The following is a 23,876-nucleotide window of genomic DNA, read 5'->3' as shown; positions in this document are numbered from 1 at the left end:
GCCGGCCTGAATTCTTAACCTGCTTCGGGGTATTTTTGCGCTATGCTAGGCCATCAATCTCCGAGGAAAACACCATCGCCACGCCCGCACTTTTGCGCCGTTTTGACCGCCGCCTCCTGATCACCGGGGGCGGAATGGTCGCGGTCATTCTGATCCTGGGCTATGTCGGTTATACGCTGCGGCCTTCCACACGCGATGCTGAAACGAATTTCTACACGCCTGGTGTTACGCCAAAGCGTGAAGACTGCGTGATCAACCGCATGAAAACCTATGCCAAGCTCGACAAGATGGTGATGCAGAGTATCGCCACGGAGTGTGAGTTGACCGTGCAAAGCATCGAGGGGCACGAGAAGCTGCGCCAGGCCTGGGAGGAACGCCAGGCCGTGCGCGACGCAGCGCCCAAGCCTGTTGCCGCGCCAGAGCCTCCGCCCGCCGAAGCCGATAGGCTGCGTCGTGTTTGGCGCTAAACCAGCTGGCGATACAGTCTGATATAAGCCTCGACGCAGGTGTCCAGGGCGTAGCGCTCCTGCGCGCGGTTGCAGCCCGCCCGCCCCATGCGCAGGCGCATATCCTTGTCACCTGCCAATATGCGAATTGCTTCCGCGAGATGGACGGGGTCGCGGGCCGGCACAATCAACCCGGTCTCCCCATTGCCGACCGCCTCACTGTTACCGCCGACATCGGTGGCGACCACCGGAAGGCCAGCGGCCATATACTCAATAACGGCATTCGAGAAGCCTTCCTCATGCGAGACCAGCAGGCCGATATCGGCCGCGGGCAGCAGTGCTGGAATATTCTCGACCGACCCGAGCCAGCGAATACGGTTGTCCAAGCCGAGCGATCGCGCACGATCCTGCAGACGCGGGCCAATACCATCGTCACGCCCGGCACAGAGCAGCACCCAGTCTTCCGGCAGATCAGCACTGGCCAGCGCGAGAGCCTGCAACAGATCCTGATGGCCTTTATAGGGAATCAGGTTGGCAACGATGGCCAGGACCAAAGTATCCTCGGCAATATCGAGGCTGGCACGCGCCGCCTGTCGTGATGGACTAGCAGCGAAGGCAGCAAGATCGACACCATTATAGATCAGATGCAGCTTATTCGCGGACACGCCCTCTTCGCCAAGCTGACTGACCACCTTCTGCGAGTTGCCGATTACAGCAGTCATGCAGCGATGCCATACACGCTCGACCTTGCCGATCCAGGGCTGCGAGCGCTGATAATTATTCTGGCTCCGCCGGCTCATCACGCGGATACGACAGCGGGTGAGAAAGGCGATCGGCGCACCAAGAATATATGCTGCCGGCAGAAAGAAGTGGACAAGATCAGGACGACGAAACAGCAGGCGCAGGCTCAGATGCAAGGTACTGAAGAGTAGCTGCAACATCCGGATTGCACGCTGGCTGGAACGATGATCCCGCCCGATGACTGCCACGCCACGCTCAACCAACTCCCTGGCCAGCGAGCCTTTGTGGCTGAGGCAAAAAACCTCGACCGAGAGACCCCGCCGCACGAGACCTGGCAGAATCTGCAAAAGATGCCGCTCCGTTCCGCCGCGTTCCAGCGAACCAATAACAACGGTCAGGCTCGACGGCCTTGCGGGCGGTGAAGTCATCGTGGGATGGACTGAGGTGTTAAACAGCGGACAGCGGGCACATCTTTTGCGCGAATATATTCAGTTGTTCGGCTGCAAAAGTAAAGCCAGAGCCCCGGGACAGCTCAGTGCGCCCCGCCGAATTGCGTCTTCACCAGATCGGCGAACAGGCCGCCAGAGGCCACCAGCGCCTCGAAAGTGCCCCGTTCGACAATTTTCCCATTCTGCAGCACCAGAATCAGGTCGGCCTGACGGACCGTCGCCAGACGATGCGCGATGATAAAAGTGGTTCGCCCCTGCATAAGGGTATCCAGCGCCTTCTGAATCCGGACTTCGGTGGCGGCATCCAGGGCCGACGTCGCCTCGTCGAGGATCAACACGGGAGGATTCTTCAGCAGGGCGCGAGCGATCGCCAGCCTTTGACGCTCGCCACCACTCAGGTTTACGCCACGTTCACCGACCACGGTATTATACCCATAGCTCTGGCGCATGATAAAATCATGCGCTTCAGCCAGCTTGGCCGCCTGCTCGACCTCCGCATCACTGGCCTCAGGCCGACCGACGCGGATGTTATCGGCAATCGAGCGGTGAAACACCGCACTGTCCTGGAACACGACGCCGATATTGCGGCGCAGGCTTTCCAGTGTCACATCGCGGATATCGGTCCCATCTATCAAAATGCGGCCTGATTGCGGATCCCAGAGGCGGCTGAGCAAAGCCATGGTCGAACTCTTGCCCGAGCCCGTCGGGCCAACCAGAGCCACGGTCTTGCCCGCCTCCGCCTCGAAGCTGAGATCGGTGACCGCCGGACGTTTGTCATCATAAGACAGCGTAACGTGGTCAAAAACCACGGTGCCCTTAAGATTACCGATATCACGGGCATTGGGCTTTTCATGCACGGCGGATTCAGCATCGAGCACCTGGAAGAACTCACCCAGAGAATGCATCTGGAAGAACATGCGGCTAACAAAGCCCATCGCCGCTTCGAGCCGGCCGATCAGCATGGTAGCGAAGCCCATGAAACTGACGATCTCGCCAACCGTGGTCTCACCATGCAGATGCAACCAGCTGCCCAGTACGAAAATAGCGATGATCGTGATGGTGGAAGCCATACGGCTCAGCACCGTCATCAGCGCCCACAGATTCAGAACCGGAAACTGTGCTTTGAGCAGCCGCTCCATGACCAAGGCGAGTTCACGCGCTTCCAGGGCAAGGCGAACAAAGCTCTGCACCAGCACAACATTACCCAATGCGTCGCCGGCACGCGCGGCAAGTTCGGAATGATAGGCCTCGACCTGGCCCTGTGCCTTCTCGGTCTTGGCGACCACAATAGCACTGACCAGTGCGAACACGACGATCAGTCCAATCAGCAGCAGACCGAGCCGCCAGTTCAGATACAGCGAAAGTGGCAGAAGCGCGAGAACTGCAACGAAGGTGGACAGATGCTCTCGGAAAAAGGCGAGCCAAAGGCCAAACAGATTGTCAGCCCCGGTGAGCATGATTTTCAGCAAAGTGCCGGAATGGGTGGCAGAGTGGAAAGCCGCCGGCAAACTGAGTACATGCTCGAAATAGAGCCCCATCGCCGCAAGGCGGCGGCGATGCGCCAGCCTGTCTGCATGCAAGGCGACCATGATACCGGCAAGAATGCCGGCGAAGCCGGCGGCACACCAGATCATCAGTAGCTCAATGGTCTGCGCCCAACTTTCGTCGGGCGAGAGGCCGGCGGAATTCGACAGCACATCGATGATGCGGCCGAACAGGATCGGCTCAATGAAACCGACCCCCGCCAGACCAATATTGGCCATGGCGAGCAGCACGGCGAGCCGCCGCTCGGGTTTCAGGAGGGCCAGTACCCGGCCATAGATCGTAACGAAGCTCATGATTCGAAATATGCGCCGTCGCGGCGCGCCCCGCTAGCTCTTGCCCGTAAATTCAAATGGGCGATAGTGCCGGACCTCACCCGTCGGAGAATCGTATGACCAAGTCCACCGCCACCGGTTCGAGCCGGGATCGCCTGGAAGCCTGTCTGGCTCGTATCGAGGACCCCGCCGGCGAGGGCCGTCGGGCCATGATCCGGCTCTATACCGACCGTGCACGCGCCTGCGCCGATGCCTCGGACATCCGGGCCAGGCTCGGCCTTGGCCTTGGCCCGCTGGACGGCCGCGTCATCTCGATCAAGGACCTGTTCGACATACCCGGCGAGGCTACCACCGCCGGCTCGAAGCTGCTGCGCGATGCCGCCCCGGCGACCACCGAGGCCCCGGCGATTGCCCGCCTGCGCGCTGCCGGCGCCGTGATCATCGGCAAGACTAACATGACCGAATTCGCTTTTTCCGGCGTCGGCATCAACCCCCATTACGGCACGCCGGGCAATCCCGCAGACCGCAGCCGTATTCCCGGCGGCTCCAGCTCCGGCGGCGCCGTTTCGGTCGCCGATGGAATGGCTGAGATCACCATCGGTTCGGATACTGGCGGCTCCACCCGCATTCCTGCGGCGCTGTGCGGCATCGTCGGCCTGAAGCCCAGTCAGTATCGGATCCCGACCACAGGCGCCTTCCCGCTGTCCTTCTCGCTCGACAGTATCGGCCCGATGGGCCGCACAGTCGCCGACTGTGCGGCGGCGGACGCGGTTATGGCCGGCGAAACGCCAGCTGCATTGTCTCCGATGGCCCTGGCGGGCCTGCGGCTGGGGATTCCGCGCGGCCTGCTGCTGGAAAATCTGGAGGCTGCTGTCGTGCAGGCGTTTGACATCGCGCTCGCAGTACTGGGCAAAGCCGGCGTCAGCTTGAGCGATCAGCCGCTGGATCTACTCGCACCGATGCTGGAAGCGACCGGCAAGGGCCCATTCGCCGCCATCGAAGCCGCCCATATCCATCGCGACTGGTTTGAAAGCCGCGCTGGTGATTTCGACCCTCTGGTTCGCGGCCGGATCGAACGTGGCCGCACCATTCCGGCGATGGACTATGTCTTCGCCCAGCGCCGCCGTACCGAACTGATCCGCGCGATGGATGCCCGGCTGGCCGACCTCGATGCCCTGGTGCTCCCGACCACGGCAATCACAGCACCCAAGATTGCCGACCTGGCCAATGAAGAGGCCGCCTTTACCGCCGCCAACCTGCTGCTGCTCCGTAACCCAAGCATGGCCAATTTCTTCGATCTTTGCGCCATTTCCCTCCCGCTTCCGGTCAGCGGCCTGCCGGTCGGCCTGATGCTGGTGGCACGCAACGGCCAGGATCGCCGGCTGCTACAGATTGCCGCCGGAATAGAGAAAATCATATAAAGTATTGATAATTATAAATAATATAGCCTATTTTTAATTTGACCCTGCGCGCCGGGCCAGTTATCGTTCACACCATGAACGAAAAGACGCCCGATTCTGCTCAGTCCGACTCTGCCGCGACGATTGTCGCCCTGCTGAGTGCTGTGGGCGATTCCGACCTCCATACACAACGGAGCCTGGCGGACCGCCTGGACGTCGCCCTTGGCCTGGCCAACGCGCTGCTGCGTCGTTGCGTCGCCAAGGGCCTGATCAAGATCCAGAATGCCCCCGCCCGGCGTTATGCCTACTACCTGACCCCGAAGGGCTTTGCCGAGAAGAGCCGCCTGGTGGCGGAATATCTCGAAACATCATTGAATTTCTTTCGCCGCGCCCGCAGCCAGTATGAAGAACTGTTCAGCGCACTGGCGAATCGCGGCATCACCCGTGTGGCAATCGCCGGCAGCGGCGAACTGGCTGAAATCGCCTTGCTCTCTGCCTCCGCCGTCGGGGTCACGATCAGCGCCGTCATTGCACCGGGGCGTAACGAAGGCCTGTTCCATGGCCGCCCCGTGGTTGGCGATCTGGCCTCAGCAACCGCCCAGGGTGCCATGGCTGTCGTTATTGCCGATAACAGCGCGCCACAGGCCGTCTACGACCGGCTGGCGCGCGAAATATCCGCCGAGAACCTGCTCACCCCCCCGTTGCTGCACATTGTCCCCGCAGTGGCTGCTGGCAAGGAGAAGGCGGCATGACGACCGCATGGTATGTCGTCCAGACGCAGCCGAACAAGGAAACCCTGTCGGCACAGCATCTGCGTAACCAGGGCTTCGACGTGTATCTGCCGCTATACCAGAAGCTGCGCCGCCATGCCGGTCGCGCCGAGGTTGTCGCGACTGCACTATTCCCGCGCTACCTGTTTGTCAGGATTGATCTGGAGCAGCAGCGCTGGCGCTCGGTCAATGGCACACGCGGCGTCATCGGCCTAGTCATGTTCGGGGAACAGCTGACTCCGGTGCCCGATCCGGTGATCGAGGAAATCCGGACCCGGGAAGACGAACAGGGTTTTATCCGCCTGAACGCCCCCTGCTTCCAGCGCGGACAGACCCTGCGCATCACCGAGGGTCCGATGACCGACACCCGCGCCTTGTTCGAGGAGGCGGTTGATGGCAACCGGGCTATCCTGTTGATTTCGCTGCTTGGTCGGCTAGTCCGGACAAAAATGCCGCTGCGCCAGGTCGAGGCCGCCTGAACTGCCCGTCAATCAGCTAGCCAGCGCCCCGATTCGGGCTTATAAGCCGCCGCCATGACCAAGCCCGTTCCTTCTGCCGTCGCCCCCAAGGTCGGTATCGTCAGCCTCGGCTGCCCCAAGGCGCTCGTTGATTCCGAGCGCATCATCACCAAGCTGCGTGCCGAGGGTTACAGCATCTCGGGCTCATACGACGCTGCCGATGTCGTGCTGGTGAATACCTGCGGCTTCCTCGACAGCGCCAAGCAGGAGTCGCTGGAAGCGATCGGCGAGGCGATGCGCGAGAATGGCCGCGTCATCGTCACCGGCTGCATGGGTGTGGAAGCCGAGAAAATCCGCGGCATGTTCCCCAATGTATTGTCGATATCCGGTCCGCAGCAATATGAGGCGGTGGTCGAGGCCGTACATGAGGCGGTCCCCCCGCTGCACGATCCCTTCGTCGACCTGGTGCCCCCCCAGGGTATCAAGCTGACACCCCGCCACTATGCATATCTGAAAATCTCTGAAGGCTGCAATCACAGCTGCAGCTTCTGCATCATTCCGTCCATGCGCGGCAAACTGAAAAGCCGCCAGTCAAATGATGTGCTGTTTGAAGCCGAGCGCCTGGTAAAAGCCGGCGTGAAAGAACTGCTGGTGATCTCGCAGGATACCTCGGCCTATGGCGTCGACATCAAGCATGCCGAAAGCCAGTGGCGTGAGCGCAAGGTCAAGGCGCGACTGACCGAGTTGGCCGATGCGATGGGCAGTCTGGGTGCCTGGGTGCGACTGCATTACGTCTACCCGTACCCGCATGTCGACGAGCTCATTCCGCTGATGGCCGAAGGTAAGATTCTCCCCTACCTCGATATCCCGTTCCAGCATGCGGAGCCGCGCGTGCTGAAAAGCATGCGCCGCCCCGGCAACCAGGAAAAGGTGCTGCAGCGCATCCGTGCCTGGCGCGCGATCTGCCCCGACTTGGTGGTCCGCTCCACCTTTATTGTCGGCTTCCCCGGCGAGACCGATGCTGATTTCGAATTCCTGTTGCAATGGCTGGAAGACGCGCAACTCGACCGCGTCGGCTGCTTCAAATATGAAAATGTTGAAGGTGCCAGCGCCAACGATCTGGCCGACCATATCGCAGATGAGGTGAAGCAGGACCGCTGGGAACGCTTCATGGCCGCTCAGCAGAAGATCAGCACAAAACGGCTCAAGCGCTTTGTTGGTCGCACACTCGATGTGCTGATCGATGAAGCCAAGCGCACTACCGCAACCGGGCGCAGCTTCGCCGACGCACCGGAGATCGACGGAATCGTGAAAATAAAAAATGCCGCCGGGCTGCAGCCGGGCGACATGATCAAAGTGAAGATCGAAAAAGCCAGCGCTTACGATCTAAGCGGCAGCCCGATCTGATCGGGCCGCCGCATGTACAAGATGTCGCGCCCTACAAGTTGAGCAGCAGTGGAGCGGACGCGCCATTTGCCGGCACATTCGCTCGATTGGCACAGCGGTATAGCGCCATCGTGCCTTCCAGGCCCTCAAAACGGCTGGTGAAATTCACGATCAACATCAGCCGCGGCTTACTCCTGCAACGCGCACCGTAGTGGAAGCAATCATGCGCATTCAGGAAATAGACCTCACCCGCCTTGCCAGTGCAGCGTTTGAAATCATCCGGACGAACAAACCGTTCTATAACACTGTCTTCAACACGTTCATTCACATGTTTGATTGCATCGATGATTTCGCTGCTTTTTGATTTCGTAATGAAAGTGAACGGACCTGTATCCTCATCGATATCGTGGATGGGGACTATCATGTGCAATTGCCGCACCTGATTGACGTCACGATGAAACTGCTGCGACCCCAGCATCTCATTGTTGGGCAGGGTGTACATCAGCGACACATCGCCAATCACGGGAAACTCGCCGATATACTGGGCTACCAGATTCAGCACTTCATCTTGCTGACAATAATCCACGATAGGCTGCAGTTCCTGCGGGTCGGCGCAGATCGTGCCGGCGTCGGAATTCTCGAACTTTATTCCCAAAGCGTAGGGCGCACGGTAATTCTCCATGAGCCCTGCTTTCTTGCGATCAAACAGCGCAGCACAATGTCTTACCAGGGCATCGGTATTAGGGATGCCCCGCCCCACGAACAGGAACCCTTCGCGATCCAGTTGCGTAACATCAAACTGGCTCTTGCGATTCATGGCTAATAAACGGCGCCGCAAATAATCAACCGGAGAGACCGCAATCTTGATCGCGCGCGCAAAACGCGCCGCCACAGTCAGGTTGACACCGGTACGGCGACGCAAAAGCCCAGCCAGAACACGGCCAAGGCCGGTCTGTCTGGCCTGCTGGCGGTACGATTGTAGTGCGGCAATTTTCATGGCTGAGACTTGGCTCCAGGACGTCGAAAGTACGATCTGAATTACTTCAGCATGAGCTTGGCAAGACGAAAGTATGACCGGAAGCTGGGCTTGTCATCGAGAAGTTCGGTGACGTTATCGACAGCGTAGCCATACTTCGTGGCGAGATCACGGAAGAAGGCGAGAGAGTACCAGAAATTACGCGAATCCATCCGCGCATGCGTCCAGCCAGGCGGCAGGTGGTCAGGCTCGTCATGCGTGAAAAGGAACACCGTATCCTTATGCATAATCTTGCGGACATCACGGATGAGATCCTCCACATCCTGCTTCGGCATATGGCCGATGACGGCATGGCACCAAATGTAATCAACCTTCTTTCCGTTCAACCAATCGAAGGTGTTGTCTTCATTGACGATCAAGGTTGGTGCCTTCGGTTCAATTTCCGGCCCGAAGATATCGGTGCCATTCTTGATCCGCTCGCGACTGGAGTCGTTTCCAGAAAAATTGCCTTTATCGAGATACTGGATGAACCACTTGGCACTACGAAGCTGGCCGACGCCGAATTCATGCAGCGTGTGGTGCGGCTTCATCCCAGCAGCTACCAAGATGGCAAGGTCTTCCTGCCCACTATCGGCAAGATGCGCGCGACGCCACTTGACACAGTCCTCATCGCGGCCAGCAGCAGCCCACCGATCCAGTGTATCTGCATACCACTTGATATAAGGCCGCCCGAGTAGACGATACCAGGCGAGGCTCAGATAGAGCGCAACATCCGACCACTCATTCAGCACACGATTGGTCAAACGCCAGAGCATCCGGAACGGCCACTGCAAGGGTGCCGGCAGGGCCGCCTTCAGAGACGGAGCAAGGCCAGCCTCAAGGCGCCGACGCAAAGATTTATTTGCCATCTATTCAGTATCCTGCTTCAGCACAAAATTTCCGGGCATTGAATGTGGCCCCTTATAAAGACAGGCCTCCGCGCTAGCAACCCGGTCCTTCATATCGAGGCGACAAGATTCTCCAATATTTTCAATCGGAAAGCTAAAGGTGCATAGGCATTTTCACGACGCCGGCACCAGATTTCTGCGACCCGGGCGGACGGTAGGTGCGGGATGACCAACAGTCTATCCGGAGCGGAACGGAGATAGCGATCAAGTGGAAAAACAAAGCCCTGCTTGGGGCGATCCACCATCTCGGGTGGCAGGTAGCGGGCAAGCAAACGCCGCAGAACCGACTTCTGGCCGAAGGCAATCAGTGAGCGCGGATCCAGACTAGAAACGGTTTCGAGGACCGCCGTTGACAGAAATGGCGTACGAACTTCCAGGCTCGCCCGCATACTACCGCGGTCGATAGCAGGGATGTAACTGCCGGGCAGGCCGTATTGCAGGTCGAAATTGCGCGCTTTCAGAAAAAGCGGTGCCGCATCGGCAGTCAGCAGCGCGGCCCGGTCGGGCATGTTAGCCGTCAATTCCGCCAGCATGCCGATCAGCCCTGGATTCTTGACCAAGGAAAAGCGATCAAATTCGCTGCCTTGCAAATACCCCAACGCATTGCGCAGACCTGATGGCATGCCTGGCAATCTGCTTGCAGTCAGGCACAGTACCGTCAGCCAGGACGGCAGAGCGAAGGCATGCTGACGGCGCCACAAGAACATGTATTTGTTGTAACCGAAAAATATCTCGTCGCCGCCCAAACCCGAAAGAGCGACCGTCATATGCTGGCGAGCCAGGCGCGACATCAGACGCACCGACCATGCCGTGAAATTATCGTTGGGCACGCCGTAAAGCCGACTGAGTTCTCCTGGTGCATCCCGCCAGCTCTCATCGGCGTGGCTATCGACCACCACATGCGGCAGACCGAAATGACGAGCGATGGCACCAGCCGCCCCCGTCTCGTCGGCGCCATCGGGAAAGGCAACCGTGAAGGCCGTCACTGCCTGCCCACAATCCTTGGCGATCATTGCGGCGACGAGCGTGGAATCCACCCCCGCGCTGAGAAAAAGCCCGAGAGGAACGTCTGACCTTAGGCGACGGCGAGTCGATTCGGTCAGAACATCGTGGATCCGGTCCAATTCTGCTTCCGTCAAGATGGCCGGCTCGCCCGAGCCGATATGAGCTTCAGGCGGCGTCCAATACTTCTCTATGACCGGTGCCTGGCCACGGCGGAAAACCGCCAAGCTGGCTGGTGAAAGAGCCTTAAGCCCGGGATATCCTGTATTTGCTCCCGGCAAATAACCTAAAACCAGAAAAGTCGTCAGCGTCTCGGGCGCAGCATCGAAATCGAGGCGGAACAGGTTGATCAGAACCTGTGCCTCTGAGGCGAAATAAATTCCTTCCTCGCGCTGCAGCCAGTATAGCGGCTTCTCGCCAAAGGGATCGCAGGCCAGTGTCAGGCTGCCGCCGTCCCAGAGTGCCAAGGCAAACATGCCATCGAAGCGGCGAAAGGCCGCCTTACCCCAAGCCAAATAGGCCTGAAGCAGAACCTCCGTGTCGCCACTGGTATCAAACACCCGACCTTGCTGGCGCAGGGCCTCGCGGATTTCAACATAGTTGTACAACTCGCCATTATAACAGATCGTCACGGCTTGACGCCGCATCGGCTGATCGCTGGCTGCTGTCGGATCGATGATTGCCAGCCGACGATGACCGAAGAAAATTCCGGCATCCGCATCCTGCCAATAACCAGCGCCATCGGGCCCGCGATGCGCCAACATCCCCGTTCCCCGCTCTCCGCGTGCAACATCCTCCGGAGTGAGAGGTCGGTTGAGGTACATGCCGAATATACCGCACATGGCTACAGACTCCGCATCAGAGCGCGGTGCAGCGACAGGAGAGACACCATGAATTTTGCACCGCCTTGAGGCTGCGAAAGCCAAACCTGGACGGCCGATCGGATCCGGCCCCAGTCCATGTAAGGCATCGCGTCCGCCAACAACCCCGACTCCACTGCCTCCAGGATCATGCCGCGATAGGCCGGCTGGGTCCGGATATATGTATCGCGATCCGGCCAGGTGCGATCTTCGGCATGCGGTGCTCGGAAACGGCTGATCCCGGAAAGATGACGCATCAGCTTACGCGCGATCAAGCCCGCCGTCTTCGTGGTCGGCGATGCCGCCGCCGGTAAGCCCGTATTGCCGGTCGGCAAGTGCGCGAGACGAGGGTTTAGCTGCTTGAGTGCCATCCGCATTGCCTCACCGTTCAGGCGCAGATCGAGCGGAAGAGATAGATAAAAATCATAGACCGCATTATCGAAGCTCACGGCGCGGGGCTCGGCACAGGTCCATTTGCTGATAATATTGGGATGAGAATAATGTCGACACAGATTATGTGTGATGAGGAATTCCCATCTATCATAATCGTTGTGGCAGCCCGCTCCCGTCGCCAATACATCTCGGACCCCCTCAATCATCCAGTCTTTCATATGCTGGCGATGGTCCGGTAAAACATATTCCAACAAATCCTCGCGGCCCAGACCGAACGGCAAATTGGTGAGATAGAACTCCGCCAGATCGCCATCGATCGGACGCAGCCGGCGATAAAATGTCGGGCGCCCGAACCATTGCACGGTCTGGGACGGAACATACATGCCTTGGAATAGGTAGTCGAAACCATGCCCGTGAAACACCACATCGGCAACGGACTGAACAGCGGCTTCAAAGCCGGCAAAAATAGCGTTGTCTGTGGCGTAAAGTCCGCCACATAAATCCGCCAGGATATCCTGATAGCGTGTTAGATAATCATCCGGCAATTTTAGAAAACTATGCCCGGCCCCCACGGCATGCGCGGCCCTGCGCGCACAGGCAACCTCATAGTTCTCGCTGAATCCCACGGTGAGGCAGGCGGGCAGTACGTCCTTGAAACCAGCCAGGACGAGCCGGCTGTCATGCCCGCCGGACAGGAAATGTCCATAGCGTTTTTCATGCGCATCGCTGGTCTTTCGAACTATCGCCTCGGACAGGATGTCGGAAAATTCCCCCCCCGACGCATGGGCGCTTCGCCCATGGCGCTTGGAAAAATTCGGTATCCAGTAGCGATCAATGCGGTCAATCTCTGGCCCGAAGATCGCAATCGATGCGGGACCCAGGCACTTTGACAGCACATCAAGCGTGCCCTCGCCAAGCAACCTCTGCAACCAGATAAACTCGAAAAACGCCTCGCGACGAACCCCGCCTTGCCCGATCTGGTTCAGACGGCGGCGCAGATCGCCATACAGCAGACTTCCCATGATGCGGTCGTCGGTTGCTGCCATATAAACCGGGATGGCCGTGAACCGGTCATTGACCACTGTCAGAGTCTTACTGTCACGCGACAGCAAGATAAGGAGATACTGACCATCCAGCTGGCGCGCAAAGGCCTCCGTGATGCCATGATCGGCCAGGTGCCGCGCTACACGATCTGGATCAATCCGCCCATCCAGCGTCGGTGATCCGAAGACCCAGACCCGATTATGATCGGTGCGGCTGGTTGCCGGCTTAAGCCCATAGCCTGCGCTCTCCATCACAAGATCATCCGAGCCCCGCCGCCACTCGAACTGCAATCGCGGGAGCGTCACGCGCTCGGGTGTGAGAATTTCCGGCACCATATGCATTATCGCTTCTGCGCGCGCTGCACGAGTTCTGACAGATGTGAGGCGAATAAGGCTCCACTTTCCCGACCGTCTTGGTATTTCATATAGGTTTTCTGCCCAGTCGCAGCCAGAGCCAATCGCCGGGAGGTATCCCGCAATAGATCGTCGATCACAGATTCCAGGTTTTCCAGGTCCCACGAGAAGCATGCGATCGTTTCATTCGGCCGGAAGAAATCGGGCCACGTCTCCATATGACTGACATCCGGTTTCACCAGACAGCCGCCGGTCAGGAAGACCTCATAGTCTTTCAGTGTGATCTCTCCAAGGCCGAAAGGGGATAGGACCAAGCGACTATCACAGAGCTCGCGCCAGTAACGCCAGCGGCGCAGCTTGTCGCCATGGCGGTATTTTTCCAATTTTCTCGCGATCTGCTGTCGCTGGTAGGACACACTGGCACGATTATAATGCAGGCCCATCCGCATTTGCACCGCGACAGGCCGAACATCCTCCGGATAAGCGGAAACACGGGGAAGGCCAAGCAAACTAGGCAGCGGCAGCCGTTCGTAGGCAGCCATGCGATAGGGCCCTAGCAGCGAGTAATCGGCCAGGCCGGAGTTCCACGATAAAGCCAACTTGCCGAGCAACGCCTCGTCTTTCACTGGTGTCGAGAATTCCGGCTGGTCGTCGGCGACCCCTGACACACGGTGATAATAGTCAGCATAGATCCGGTGGCCATAATGTGGGACAAGATAGCCACGCCGATCTTTCAGTAACTGCGCCTTGGCATACAAATCCACCAGCGGCAACAGCTCAACTTGAACCCAGCCTGTCGAATCCGTTGTGTCACAGTAGATCACCGAGCCGATTCGATCGCGGAATCCAGAAAACTCCTCCAGAATTCCAGTCGTATCATCCATCCAGAGATCGCGGTGGAACTTGCTATCCACGAAGAGAACATCACAGTCGTACAACGCTGGCGTAACAGCTTGGTGCAGGGTGATGCGCAAGCCCGCGGCCTTCAGGGCACGCTTATGTACCAGAAGCGGAAAGAGGAACGCCCGACCATTGGGTGTCGTGAATCCTGGCGTTAGTATATGAATATTATACATTCCCGTTTACTCTTTAGATGCTGACAAACCTTGATTCACAAAGCTATGAAGACTGCGTGCTATCGTTGCAGTCTTGGAGGAGAGCATGGTTCTGGGCGAGCGTTTCATGGAAACCGGACGTGCAATGCACGGCTGGATTTCCGATCTTTTTTGGGTTCCACGTAGCCTGACCGGAAACGGGGTGCGTCAAACGCTGAGCTACCTTAAGAAATTGCTGCCAGAGCTTTCCGTAACCGAGGTCCCAAGTGGCACGCCCGCCTTCGACTGGGTGGTTCCGCTCGAGTGGAATGTTCGTGCTGCCTATATTGAAGATGAAACCGGCCAGAAAATTATCGATTTCTCTGTCAACCCACTGCATCTCGTTGGCTACTCCGAGCCCATATCGGCCTCGATGAGCCTAGAGCAACTCCAGCCTCATTTGCATTCACTGCCCGATCAACCAGATGCCATTCCCTATGTGACGTCCTACTACAAACGGCAGTGGGGCTTCTGTCTTTCGGAACAGCAGCGTACCAAATTGCGGGACGGCCGCTATCATGTTCATATTGACAGCACTCTGGAGGCTGGCAGCTTGACTTATGGAGAGGTCATCCTGCCCGGTGAATCGCCACAGGAGATTCTGCTTTCCACCTATATTTGTCACCCCGCCATGGCAAACAACGAATTATCTGGCCCAGTCATTGCAACTGCTTTGGGGCAGTGGCTGAAGCAGATGCCGCGGCGCTTTACCTATCGCATTCTGTTCGTTCCAGAAACCATCGGGGCGATCACCTACCTCAGCCGGCATCGCGAAGCCATGCGACGCAACACGATCGCTGGCTTTGTCTTAACTTGCATGGGCGATGAGCGCGCGGTTTCTTTCCTACCTTCCAAGAGCGGGACGACGCTCGCCGACCGTGTGGCGCGGCAAACGCTCGCGCATCTCGCACCAGAATATCACACCTATAGCTTCCTGGATCGTGGCAGTGACGAGCGGCAGTACTGCAGTCCAGGTATCGATCTCCCAGTCGCATCGATCATGCGCTCGAAATACGGCACCTATCCTGAATACCACACATCGCTTGATGACATGAAGCTGGTCACACCGTGTGGATTGGCGGGCAGTCTGGAATTGATGCAAGCCTGCATAGAAGCGCTTGAGGGTAATTACTTCTATCAGACGACCGTATTGTGTGAGCCCCAGCTGGGCCGCCGCGGACTATACGAGACGCTCAGTGGCAAGAGTTGGAGTCGCAAGACTTTTCTTATCAAGGACATTCTCGCCCATGCCGACGGCAGCCTAGATTTGCTGTCGATTGCCGAGCGTCTCCACTGTCCTTTCGAGGAATGCGCGCAGATTGCGCAAATCCTGTTCAATCACGATTTACTGCGCCGCTCGGCGACAAAAATTCCGCCACTGGCGTGAACGTCATGAAATCCCAAAGTGGAAAGGCGTGAGCCCATCCGGCAAAGTCAGCGTCGCCCTCATCTGGATCAAGCTGCGGATGCTGATAACCGACTAGTCCGAAGCCGCGCTCTGCCATGAGAGCCACGACGCGATCCAATGTTGGAACGACATTGAAAACCGGCTCACGGTATTCCGGTATTATAGCATATGGCAGATCTTTCCCACCATAACGGCCCGCCAGGAAGAATGTGGCATTCGGCTCCATCATCTGCAATTCGCCACGACCAGGGCGCAGTAGGCGCCGGAACTGATCGAGTAATGCGCCAATCGCCTCCGTCAACCCTTCCGCCTTTGCTCCAAGCATAAGCAAAAGCACGTCACTGAGGAAGATGATATCGAATTCACAATTCTTGTACTTAGATAGAAGGTCGACGACAGCCGCATCACCGGGAGCGAAACGGAATTCCGCCAGATTCCCATGGTTATGACGCGCCAAATCGATCAGCGCCTCGGCGGTATCCACCCCAACGACCTTGGCCCCTTGATCGGCGAAAAGTCTGGCATAGTGGCCGTTACCGCAGCCAAAATCTAATATTCGCATCCCACGCAAATTTCGCGATTGCACTACACTCCGCATGAAATGATCCTGCACGGCGCGATAAGGCCCCGGCTGCATTGCCGTTCCATCGGGTTGGAACTTCTGATCGTGCCACCATGTCCATTTGTCGCGCAGACGGAGCTCAAGCGTTAGATACTCTCCGACGCGATCATGGAAATTGCCCAGATGCTTGCGATCGAGTGGATTGGTTTTTGCGGCCAGGAAATCACGATAATCAGTCCCGTCCGGTTCGCACACAATCCAGCGCCGCTGCAATAACTGCATCAGCCGCTCACCTTGCGTAGCCTCGCCTTGACGTTCCCCCAGACCAGAAGGATCTCCCCAAAGGCTCTTTCCTTCAGCAAAGGCAAAACGCGTGCGATCATAACCCTGCGCCATCTGCAGGGCTGCCAGCATGGCGCCGCTGCTGTCCGGAAGTTGTGAAACTGCCCGCATCGCCGCGGCATCCAACTCCACATGCCCCCGTACACGTGGGTTCGATGCCAACCATCTACCCGCAGATAGCGGTGTGAATATGGCGTCCGGACAGGCTTTTAGAAGGTGATCAGTCATATCAGGAGCGGTTTTCCGTAAAGCGGCGCAAGCCATAACGAGCCATGGATTCGTTCAACTGCGCGACATCAAATTGATTGACACGCGTCAGATCGCTGATGACATTCAAGGCATCCCATATCCGCTCCTCGGATTCAGTCCCCACCGAGATACGCACAAACCGTTTGGTACTGTCGCCATAAGCTAGGCCCGGTACCACCGCAATGCCATGCTCAAGCAAAAGGTGAAGCGAGAAATCGAGCGAGTCACCAGGAAAGTTACCAATCGACACGAAGAAGTAAAAGCCAGCCGCGCCATCCATCCGCTTCAGACCAAGGCGGTCGATCATGGTGCCAACGCGATTGCGTTTAGCCACCACTTCACGGACCTGTGGCAGCGTGATGTCGATCAAGTCCTGAAAGTAGTATGACAGATAGTAAAGCAGGATGCTCGGCGCGCAGGTGATCAGATGCTGGTTCAGCTTGATCAACTCGGCAATCAAGGTGGGGTGCGTGATCACATAGCCGATACGCCACCCCGATAGCCCCATATTCTTGGAGAGTGAGTTAACGATGATCACCCCCTCCTTGGATGGCGCGATAGAGGCCAAAGAGGTAAATGGCTCATCGGTAACAAAATCACTGTAGGCCTCATCAACCATAACATAAATGCCACGCTGCCGGGCATCACGGTACAGGCATTCTAGCTCGCTCTTCGTGTAGAGTCGGCCCGCCGGATTATTCGGGTTATTGATGATCACCAATCTGGTCTTGTCATCATAATGCTCCGTAAATTTCTCTACCGGACAATCATATGGGATAAATACAGGTTCCGCTCCAACAAGCCGCGCCTGCTCCTGATAACTGACCCAGGCCGGCTCGTGAATCATCACCTTGGTACCAGGGTCCATGATGGCCTGCATGCACATGAAGATGGCCACCTTGGAACCAGCCGTAATGATCATCTCGAACATAGGATCTACTGCCGCGCCGTAATAGCGTGCATAATAATCCGCAATCTTCTTGCGCAGCTCCGGAATGCCAACAGAATCGGAGTAGTGAGCGCCCTTGACAAAATCGATCTTGCCAAAGTCGAAAGCTGGAATATCGAAGAATGCCTCGCCCAGAGACAAAGTGACGACATCATTGCCACGGCGGCGCAAGTCGTAAACCAATTGATTTATATAAATCGACAGCGCTTCAGGAATTGTCTGAACGCGCCTCGAGAGCGGCATGACTGGCAAGCCGGCATTGGAGGATTCTGTCATTGCATTTTACTTTGCGCTTGCAGGAATAAGGTGCTTCTGAATTTTCCCGCTTTTGGTGCGAGGAAATTCATCGACAGTGAAAATCGATTCTGGCCATTTGTATTTGGCAACCTGCTGATGCAGCCACTGCTGCACATCGGCAACTATCTCTGGCGATTTATCAGCCTTTAGCTTCAAGGCCAATACATAGGTTTCGCCATAGAAATCATGCTTGCGTTTGACCGCGACTGCTTCAGCCACACCCGGATGCCGCTCCGCGATCAACTCTATCTCACGCAGGCCGACGAATAGTCCACCCTTCTTGATAATATCGCGTATACGGCCGTTGATGACCAACAGCTCGTCTTTGATTTCCCCCAGGTCACCGGTCGGCAGTAGCCCATCCGCATTCGTCGGCAACACAATACTGCCGTCACGATTCAGATAACCCAATGCCATGAAAGGTGTTTTGACATAGATCTCCGTTGGCGCACTGCCCTGTTCGCGCTCATCTTCCGAGACATGAACAAACTCAAGCTTGATGCCGGGGATAATGCTGCCTGTCGTGCCTTCAGCACGCGACTGGCGAGTCGCCATGGTCTCAGTCGAAATGAAAGTTGTTTCCGACAGTGCGTAATTTTCCAGGACCGGGATGCCAAACTTCTGCTCAAATGCCTGCTTGGATGCGATATCTATAGGTGCGGTCCCCAGGAATGCGGCGCGAACGTTAACCGGATCCACTGCCTTGCGGCGATTGACACGTTCAGCAACCGAAAGCAGTCCGCGCAGAATGGCCGGCACCAGCCAGATTACGTTAATCTCAAATCGGGAAACAGTTTGCCAGAACGTCAGGAAGGTTTTGCCGCTAAAGGGCTCGCCGATCACGACGCTGCCGCCCGCCACCAGCGGAATGATGCCGAGGTTGAATAGGCCGCCAAGATAGGACATCGGCAGGAGATTATAGAAGCGTGACGATTCATCGACAAAGTCATGCTGCGAGATGAATGCCGCACCGCTCGACCACAGCCGGTTTGTATCAAACACCACCGCCTTCGGCTCTCCCGTAGAGCCACTGGTCGGCAACAGCAGTCGACCAGCTTCCGGTTGCTCAGTCAGTAGAAAACCTTCCTGCGGCAGCCAGCCAAAGCCGACATCGAGATCAACCTCGATCACCTCAATCCCGAGTTCCCGGATCAGGTCGATGGTCGACACACTATGCGCGGTGGATACGATGCAAACTTGCGGACGCACCAAATCATGAACTTTCCGAATCTCGGCCGCGGTCGCATCCGTCGGGAGCGGGGCGAAGGCCTTGCCGTAGCAGGTGGTGGCCAGGAAAACCGCCAAAGCTTCAATCGAATTGGGCAACAGCGAAAGAAGCGGCCGTTCGCGCTGTATATTTTTATTATTGAACAGCGCGCCGAGTCGCTCAATCACGGACACTAGTTCAGCATAGGTGAGCGTTATCTCGGTACGTTCGTCAATCAAAGCGGGGCGGCTCGGATGACGAAGCGCATACCGGCGAAGATCGCGATACGGCTCGAAGAGATCAATACCCATCAAACAATTTCTCCATCGAGGATATATGGCACACCATCGATTTCCAGCGTTGGCCTGCGGAAACAAAAATCCAGGTGGAACGGTACGTCGTTTTTGCCGCCGACGGTGGCGTTCGAACCGAAACCAAAGTGCATACAGCCATTCGCACCTTCATCGGTGAGCATGATCCCCGTTAGACGAGCCTTCTCATTCAGTCCCACGCCACACTCCGCCAGAACATAGGCATCGGCAGTACCGACGCGTTCAAATAATGAACGCGCAGACTGCGCGATCACAGAATCATCGCTCTCAAAATCGACGATCTTGCCTCCACGCACATGCAATTTGACGGGTACCGCAAGCAAGCCGATTTCCGGGCATGGAATTGAGCCATCGACGACAATGATTCCCTCCGAAGCCGTTTCGATCGGCGAAACGTTCGCTTCGATATCCGGGGGCGATCCGAGATCTCCAGCCTTAGTCACAAACCCGGGGCAATAATTTCCAACCCGGCCATCGATCTTCAAACTGATGTCTGTACCCAGAGCGGTGGTGACACGAACCCGACTGCCCGAGGTGAAGGCATCAGCAAAGTGGCGCACGACCGGTGCACGGGAACGGAAATCCGTGGTCACCGATGGGTCCTCCAGCAACGGCAGCGAATATTCCGGCAAGCTGAGATAACGGGAACGCTTTGCACAGGCTTCAGCGCGCGCCCTGGTATGTGCCATTGACATCCAGGTAAGGCCAAGGATGAGATCGCTGTCAGCCATTTGCCGCGCGACCCCGGCTGGCGGCTCGACGCCGTGTTGCCTAGCCGGCGGAACTTCCACAAAATGAACCTGCGTGGCCGCTTCATCAGCGATTTGCTTGAAAAGGCTGGCGACTTCCGTAGTGCGCTCGTCATAAACAATGGAAACAACATCGTCTCTCTTGAGGCTTCCGCAGTGACTGATGATATGATAGGCAGCTTGAAATTGCGCTTTATTCACTGCACTCACTCCGTATCATTTTTGATCCCTTATGCCTGACAATCAATCTGTAAGCACTGCCACCAAGGATCTTCTGTCAGCCATAACGCTCCTGGCCGGCAAGTCCGATAGGCCGATCGTCGTTTTCTCAGCCGTATGGCCTATTGCGCGGGCCCTGAAGATGACGATTGAAGCCACTACAGACCTTTTGCTGGACCATCTCGTCAGCATCGCCCGCAATCGCACCCTGCTTCTTCCTACTTTTTCCAATGGATATAAGGATGGATTCCTAGACCTTGATACGACACCGAGCACGACTGGTATTCTAAGCGAAAAATTCCGCACACAACAGGGCAGCCTGCGCACGGCATCGGCGTTTTTTTCGTTCAGCGCCATCGGCCCAGGAAGCTCGGAACTGGCCGAACTGCAACCCTCTGAAGCCTGGGGTGACGGATCCTCATACCACTGGATGGAAGAGCAAAACGCCCTGCAACTCATGATCGGCGCTCATCCAACCCACTGCAGTTACCTGCACCGAGTGGAGTGGCTGCATCGCGCCAGCATTCCATATCGTTACAACAAGACCTTCTCTGGTACGATCCGCCTGCGAGGCCACACCACGACTTTGCAGGAAACATTGTTCGTGCGCAGCCTCAGTCCAGAAGCGCGCAATGACTTTACAGTATTGCACCAACCGCTTCTCGCGAATGGCATGTCATCATTACGCATCGGGCCTACGGTCATAACGGCCATGTCGACACTTGACATGCACGATGCAACATCGGCGCTTCTTAGGAGTGACCCGCTATACTGCCTTTCAAACCGGCGCGACTTTGAGACCTGACCGCCCGCCACGTTGACAGTGGATCGATGATCCAGATAATGCCGTTCGACCGCATAGGACAAGGCAACATGACTAACGAAGAGAACATCCTGCAAATCGTTTTCGACTTGGCTCCCGAGCACAAAGCCAAAATCACCGCCGATACCGACTTATTCGCCGCAGGCATCATCGACTCATTTGGCATGCTCAATCTTCTCAGTGCTATCGAAGATGCCTTCGGCGTTGCGATCGCGGACGACGACTTGGACCAGAACAACTTTCGCAGCGTGACTTCCATCGCCGCTCTGGTTGCCCGCCTCAAGCAATAACCATTCGCAGTCAAGCCTGCGCCTTGCGCATATTGAGCGCTTGGAACATCAACTCGGCGCGCACCCAATCCTCTTCGGTATCTATGTCCTGCACGAGATGGCGTGGCAGAACCAAGCCGAGCGCATCCTCGCTGTAAAAAACCACATCATCTTTGATTGTTGCCGGGTCGAGCCAATAGAACTGCCCCGCGTCATGATAAGCCTCTGGAAGGTCATTGCTCCGGACCTTCATATTTTCAGGCCAGAACATAGCAACATGCCCACTTTCCTCTCGCCGTAATGATCTGAAAATAGGGAACGGGAATGACGTGATGGTGAAAACCGAGCTGACTTTCCTGGTCTGAATCATCTCCAGGCCCCGGCGCAGATCCTCACTCCGGATGAACGGTGCTGTTGCATAAATGCAGCATACGTAACTGACAGCAGCTCTGTCCTCAAACCTAGCCCAGGCATCGGCAATCACCCGCCCCGTACCAACATGATCATCCGCAAGGGACTTGCTGCGACGGAATGGCACTTCGGCGCCAAGCCGCTCTGCCACTTTTGCAATTTCATCAGAGTCGGTGGACACAATGACACGGTCGAACACACCTGACTTTTGAGCTGCCTCGATCGAATATTCGATCATTGGTCGGCCACAAAAAACCCGGATATTCTTTTTTGGAATTCGCTTGCTGCCGCCACGCGCTGGAATAATGGCGATTCTCATTGCAGCCTCACACTTCCAAGCCAAAGAAATCATCGACAAAATCTGAATTAACCAGGATCAATGCGCGCTCGATGGCTTCCGGAAGCGCGCGCCAATCGGTCATTGAGCGATTTTCCTCGTCCAGCTTTGCCGGTAGGAAGGCACAGCGCGATTGCGCATGCTGCAAGGCAGCGTTCGACCAATGGCAGTAACCCATATCGGCAATAACAATTGGCTTCTTGAGCTGCAGCGCTAACGTCAGAGTGGTGCTCCAGCAGAAGCCAAAGATGATGACGTCGGCGCGGTGCTGACAATCCTCAAAGCGCGCGCGCTCGATCTCCGCCCCCAAGACGGTCGCATATCTTTCAGGAAATCCATATGGACTTTCGGGGTGCGGCTTGTAGATTACTCGATAGCCTTGCTGTCGCAGGTTTGCGATCATACGACTTTCCCAATCGACAAGGGAAATAGCAGGTGGCATGGGAGTGAAATTGCCATGCTCGTCATGGAAAACAGTTCCCATCAGCATGACCGTCATCTGAGCCGCTTTGCGATCAAACTTTTCAACCAAAAGTTTTTTTCGGCCCTCGACCGGTAACGATTCGATGCGTGGAGATGCAACATGCGGAAGCATGTCGACGCGCATCTGTTGCCGTGAGATTCTCGCCTGCAACGCTGTATAGGTTATAAATCGATCTGCGAGTGGCAGCTCGGTCGCAACATGGTGGTACCCTTTTGCCATCGCCTGCCCTTGGCCATGATCATGCGCCACGACATAACCACCATTCAGTCGGCTGGCTAGGCGCAGCGTACGGGCGAGAAAACTGCTGCCGCCAGTCATCCATAGACGTCGGGGGATACCGGCAGGCGCTTTCAACATACGGCTCAAGTATCGATCTGCCAGCTCCAGATAGCCCGATACAATTCTCCGCAAGTATACAGCATTAGCTTCGTTCAAATTCTCCCCATGAGCAGTGAAAGCCGCAGAAACCTCAGAAATGAAGGATTCACAAACCGCATCATGCTCCGCTGTCGCAAAAGCGGCTCGATCCGTCGCCTGCAATGACCTATACCAATGCAGGTTCGACACGAGTCGAATCCGCTCGTCGACACCCGCTGCATGCTGAAGAATGATTGCATCCTTAGTAACCGAAACAATATCGCGGCGGAAATCAACCTGACTGTGCGCCGAAACAGCAGGAAAGCGTGGCGTGAACCAGCCGCGCATATGCCGCAAGCCTCGGCGCAATCCCGCTTCCTGCGAGAAGCCACGCTGCATACGATCAAGATTGACCGGCGTTGGCGGCGTACGCCCCTCGGATAACGCCGCCCAGAGTTGAGTCCGATCTCCACCAACCAGCTTTACATTTTCCTGGGCGAGACGCCGTTGTAGAGCAACTCCCATGAAAAGCGCCAGGACATCGGCGAGGACCGTGTTCATGATTACAGACAACAATAGGAAACCGTTTCCTTCGTTACTCCGACACAGTGTCGACAAGGAAAGCCACAGGCGATCACGGAAGGCCGCTCGTTCGGCCTGGCCAAGCGGCAGAAGAAATCCCGGCACGCCATTCTCATCGAAGTCGTAATGCACAGGATCCGGGCTAAAAACACGCAATGTCATG

Annotated in this window: 21 protein-coding genes; 8 read left to right on the top strand and 13 right to left on the bottom strand. The window is 56.8% G+C overall.

The features are described 5' to 3' along the window. The first annotated feature begins 134 nt into the window (after positions 1-134). A complete protein-coding gene (locus AAG821_RS09075) occupies positions 135-467 on the top strand; it encodes a hypothetical protein (RefSeq protein WP_341913913.1) in 333 nt (110 codons plus the stop codon). On the opposite strand, the gene AAG821_RS09070 is transcribed toward AAG821_RS09075, so the two are convergent. Both AAG821_RS09070 and AAG821_RS09065 read right to left on the bottom strand, forming a co-directional pair. Then, positions 464-1,615, bottom strand: a complete 1,152-nt coding sequence (locus AAG821_RS09070) for a glycosyltransferase (protein ID WP_341913912.1) — start codon at positions 1,613-1,615, stop codon at positions 464-466. The genes AAG821_RS09075 and AAG821_RS09070 overlap by 4 nt on opposite strands. Before the next feature lie 104 nt (positions 1,616-1,719). Further along, on the bottom strand, positions 1,720-3,474 hold the full coding sequence (locus AAG821_RS09065; RefSeq protein WP_341913909.1) for a glucan ABC transporter ATP-binding protein/ permease: 1,755 nt from the start codon (positions 3,472-3,474) through the stop codon (positions 1,720-1,722). Positions 3,475-3,569: 95 nt separating this feature from the next. Here AAG821_RS09065 and AAG821_RS09060 point away from each other — a divergent pair, with 95 nt between their 5' ends. Genes AAG821_RS09060 through rimO form a run of 4 tightly spaced genes read left to right on the top strand, consistent with a single transcriptional unit; the run spans position 3,570 to position 7,488 of the window. Further along, on the top strand, positions 3,570-4,874 hold the full coding sequence (locus tag AAG821_RS09060) for an amidase (protein ID WP_341913907.1): 1,305 nt from the start codon (positions 3,570-3,572) through the stop codon (positions 4,872-4,874). Between the two features lie 38 nt (positions 4,875-4,912). Continuing rightward, positions 4,913-5,605 (top strand): MarR family transcriptional regulator, encoded by a 693-nt coding sequence (locus AAG821_RS09055; RefSeq protein WP_341913905.1) that lies wholly within the window; start codon positions 4,913-4,915, stop codon positions 5,603-5,605. Beyond that, the gene (locus AAG821_RS09050) at positions 5,602-6,102 is read left to right on the top strand and encodes a transcriptional activator RfaH (RefSeq protein WP_341913903.1); all 501 of its coding nucleotides are present in this window, start codon (positions 5,602-5,604) and stop codon (positions 6,100-6,102) included. Before AAG821_RS09055 ends, AAG821_RS09050 begins: the two co-directional genes overlap by 4 nt. Positions 6,103-6,156: 54 nt before the next feature. After that, entirely contained in the window at positions 6,157-7,488 is a 1,332-nt protein-coding gene (gene rimO / locus AAG821_RS09045; protein WP_341913901.1) for a 30S ribosomal protein S12 methylthiotransferase RimO, read from the top strand. Positions 7,489-7,519: 31 nt separating this feature from the next. Here rimO and AAG821_RS09040 read toward each other — a convergent pair whose 3' ends face one another. From AAG821_RS09040 to AAG821_RS09020, 5 genes are all read right to left on the bottom strand, one after another. Continuing rightward, complete coding sequence (locus tag AAG821_RS09040) at positions 7,520-8,464, bottom strand: hypothetical protein (RefSeq protein ID WP_341913899.1); 945 nt, start codon at positions 8,462-8,464, stop codon at positions 7,520-7,522. A 41-nt stretch (positions 8,465-8,505) separates the two neighbouring features. Continuing rightward, positions 8,506-9,351 carry a hypothetical protein gene (locus tag AAG821_RS09035; RefSeq protein WP_341913898.1) on the bottom strand — a complete coding sequence of 282 codons (846 nt, stop codon included), beginning with the start codon at positions 9,349-9,351 and terminating at the stop codon, positions 8,506-8,508. Positions 9,352-9,440: 89 nt separating this feature from the next. Further along, entirely contained in the window at positions 9,441-11,234 is a 1,794-nt protein-coding gene (asnB, locus tag AAG821_RS09030) for an asparagine synthase (glutamine-hydrolyzing) (protein ID WP_341913895.1), read from the bottom strand. Positions 11,235-11,236: 2 nt separating this feature from the next. Further along, positions 11,237-13,030, bottom strand: coding sequence for an asparagine synthase-related protein (locus tag AAG821_RS09025; protein WP_341913894.1), 1,794 nt, complete (start codon positions 13,028-13,030; stop codon positions 11,237-11,239). After that, a complete protein-coding gene (locus AAG821_RS09020; protein ID WP_341913893.1) occupies positions 13,030-14,118 on the bottom strand; it encodes a glycosyltransferase in 1,089 nt (362 codons plus the stop codon). The genes AAG821_RS09025 and AAG821_RS09020 overlap by 1 nt, the downstream gene beginning before the upstream one ends. An 85-nt stretch (positions 14,119-14,203) precedes the next feature. On the opposite strand from AAG821_RS09020, the gene AAG821_RS09015 reads away from it, so the two are divergent. After that, a complete protein-coding gene (locus tag AAG821_RS09015) occupies positions 14,204-15,523 on the top strand; it encodes a DUF4910 domain-containing protein (protein WP_341913892.1) in 1,320 nt (439 codons plus the stop codon). On the opposite strand, the gene AAG821_RS09010 is transcribed toward AAG821_RS09015, so the two are convergent. The 4 genes from AAG821_RS09010 to AAG821_RS08995 form a co-directional block, all read right to left on the bottom strand. Beyond that, a complete protein-coding gene (locus AAG821_RS09010) occupies positions 15,471-16,520 on the bottom strand; it encodes a methyltransferase domain-containing protein (RefSeq protein WP_341916247.1) in 1,050 nt (349 codons plus the stop codon). The genes AAG821_RS09015 and AAG821_RS09010 overlap by 53 nt on opposite strands. A gap of 157 nt (positions 16,521-16,677) precedes the next feature. Further along, entirely contained in the window at positions 16,678-17,922 is a 1,245-nt protein-coding gene (locus AAG821_RS09005; protein ID WP_341913888.1) for a pyridoxal phosphate-dependent aminotransferase, read from the bottom strand. Between the two features lie 6 nt (positions 17,923-17,928). After that, positions 17,929-19,461: a class I adenylate-forming enzyme family protein gene (locus AAG821_RS09000; RefSeq protein WP_341913886.1), complete on the bottom strand. Its 1,533-nt coding sequence runs from the start codon at positions 19,459-19,461 to the stop codon at positions 17,929-17,931. Beyond that, the gene (locus AAG821_RS08995; RefSeq protein WP_341913884.1) at positions 19,461-20,441 is read right to left on the bottom strand and encodes a hypothetical protein; all 981 of its coding nucleotides are present in this window, start codon (positions 20,439-20,441) and stop codon (positions 19,461-19,463) included. Before AAG821_RS08995 ends, AAG821_RS09000 begins: the two co-directional genes overlap by 1 nt. A gap of 22 nt (positions 20,442-20,463) precedes the next feature. On the opposite strand from AAG821_RS08995, the gene AAG821_RS08990 reads away from it, so the two are divergent. Both AAG821_RS08990 and AAG821_RS08985 read left to right on the top strand, forming a co-directional pair. Next, complete coding sequence (locus AAG821_RS08990; RefSeq protein ID WP_341913882.1) at positions 20,464-21,255, top strand: AAC(3) family N-acetyltransferase; 792 nt, start codon at positions 20,464-20,466, stop codon at positions 21,253-21,255. 38 nt (positions 21,256-21,293) lie between these two features. Beyond that, entirely contained in the window at positions 21,294-21,563 is a 270-nt protein-coding gene (locus tag AAG821_RS08985) for a phosphopantetheine-binding protein (protein WP_341913880.1), read from the top strand. Between the two features lie 10 nt (positions 21,564-21,573). Here the strand turns inward: AAG821_RS08985 and pseF are convergent, their stop codons facing one another. Next, a complete protein-coding gene (pseF, locus tag AAG821_RS08980; protein ID WP_341913878.1) occupies positions 21,574-22,272 on the bottom strand; it encodes a pseudaminic acid cytidylyltransferase in 699 nt (232 codons plus the stop codon). Positions 22,273-22,279: 7 nt separating this feature from the next. Next, positions 22,280-23,875: a hypothetical protein gene (locus AAG821_RS08975; RefSeq protein WP_341913876.1), complete on the bottom strand. Its 1,596-nt coding sequence runs from the start codon at positions 23,873-23,875 to the stop codon at positions 22,280-22,282. Position 23,876: the final 1 nt, after the last annotated feature.

It is taken from the genome of Ferrovibrio terrae, from assembly GCF_943372915.1.
Classification (GTDB): domain Bacteria; phylum Pseudomonadota; class Alphaproteobacteria; order Ferrovibrionales; family Ferrovibrionaceae; genus Ferrovibrio; species Ferrovibrio terrae_A.
Note: the sequence above shows the minus strand (reverse complement) of the source record. Positions and strands in the feature narration are given on the sequence as shown.

Bases quoted from the DNA above. Each gene is read 5' to 3' on its own strand.
- AAG821_RS09075 (WP_341913913.1), top strand. From the start codon at position 135: ATGGTCGCGGTCATTCTGATCCTGGGCTATGTCGGTTATACGCTGCGG.
- AAG821_RS09070 (WP_341913912.1), bottom strand. From the start codon at position 1,615: ATGACTTCACCGCCCGCAAGGCCGTCGAGCCTGACCGTTGTTATTGGT.
- AAG821_RS09065 (WP_341913909.1), bottom strand. From the start codon at position 3,474: ATGAGCTTCGTTACGATCTATGGCCGGGTACTGGCCCTCCTGAAACCC.
- AAG821_RS09060 (WP_341913907.1), top strand. From the start codon at position 3,570: ATGACCAAGTCCACCGCCACCGGTTCGAGCCGGGATCGCCTGGAAGCC.
- AAG821_RS09050 (WP_341913903.1), top strand. From the start codon at position 5,602: ATGACGACCGCATGGTATGTCGTCCAGACGCAGCCGAACAAGGAAACC.
- rimO (WP_341913901.1), top strand. From the start codon at position 6,157: ATGACCAAGCCCGTTCCTTCTGCCGTCGCCCCCAAGGTCGGTATCGTC.
- AAG821_RS09040 (WP_341913899.1), bottom strand. From the start codon at position 8,464: ATGAAAATTGCCGCACTACAATCGTACCGCCAGCAGGCCAGACAGACC.
- AAG821_RS09035 (WP_341913898.1), bottom strand. From the start codon at position 9,351: ATGGCAAATAAATCTTTGCGTCGGCGCCTTGAGGCTGGCCTTGCTCCG.
- asnB (WP_341913895.1), bottom strand. From the start codon at position 11,234: ATGTGCGGTATATTCGGCATGTACCTCAACCGACCTCTCACTCCGGAG.
- AAG821_RS09025 (WP_341913894.1), bottom strand. From the start codon at position 13,030: ATGCATATGGTGCCGGAAATTCTCACACCCGAGCGCGTGACGCTCCCG.
- AAG821_RS09020 (WP_341913893.1), bottom strand. From the start codon at position 14,118: ATGTATAATATTCATATACTAACGCCAGGATTCACGACACCCAATGGT.
- AAG821_RS09015 (WP_341913892.1), top strand. From the start codon at position 14,204: ATGGTTCTGGGCGAGCGTTTCATGGAAACCGGACGTGCAATGCACGGC.
- AAG821_RS09010 (WP_341916247.1), bottom strand. From the start codon at position 16,520: ATGCTGGCAGCCCTGCAGATGGCGCAGGGTTATGATCGCACGCGTTTT.
- AAG821_RS09005 (WP_341913888.1), bottom strand. From the start codon at position 17,922: ATGACAGAATCCTCCAATGCCGGCTTGCCAGTCATGCCGCTCTCGAGG.
- AAG821_RS09000 (WP_341913886.1), bottom strand. From the start codon at position 19,461: ATGGGTATTGATCTCTTCGAGCCGTATCGCGATCTTCGCCGGTATGCG.
- AAG821_RS08990 (WP_341913882.1), top strand. From the start codon at position 20,464: ATGCCTGACAATCAATCTGTAAGCACTGCCACCAAGGATCTTCTGTCA.
- AAG821_RS08985 (WP_341913880.1), top strand. From the start codon at position 21,294: ATGCCGTTCGACCGCATAGGACAAGGCAACATGACTAACGAAGAGAAC.
- pseF (WP_341913878.1), bottom strand. From the start codon at position 22,272: ATGAGAATCGCCATTATTCCAGCGCGTGGCGGCAGCAAGCGAATTCCA.
- AAG821_RS08975 (WP_341913876.1), bottom strand. From the start codon at position 23,875: ATGACATTGCGTGTTTTTAGCCCGGATCCTGTGCATTACGACTTCGAT.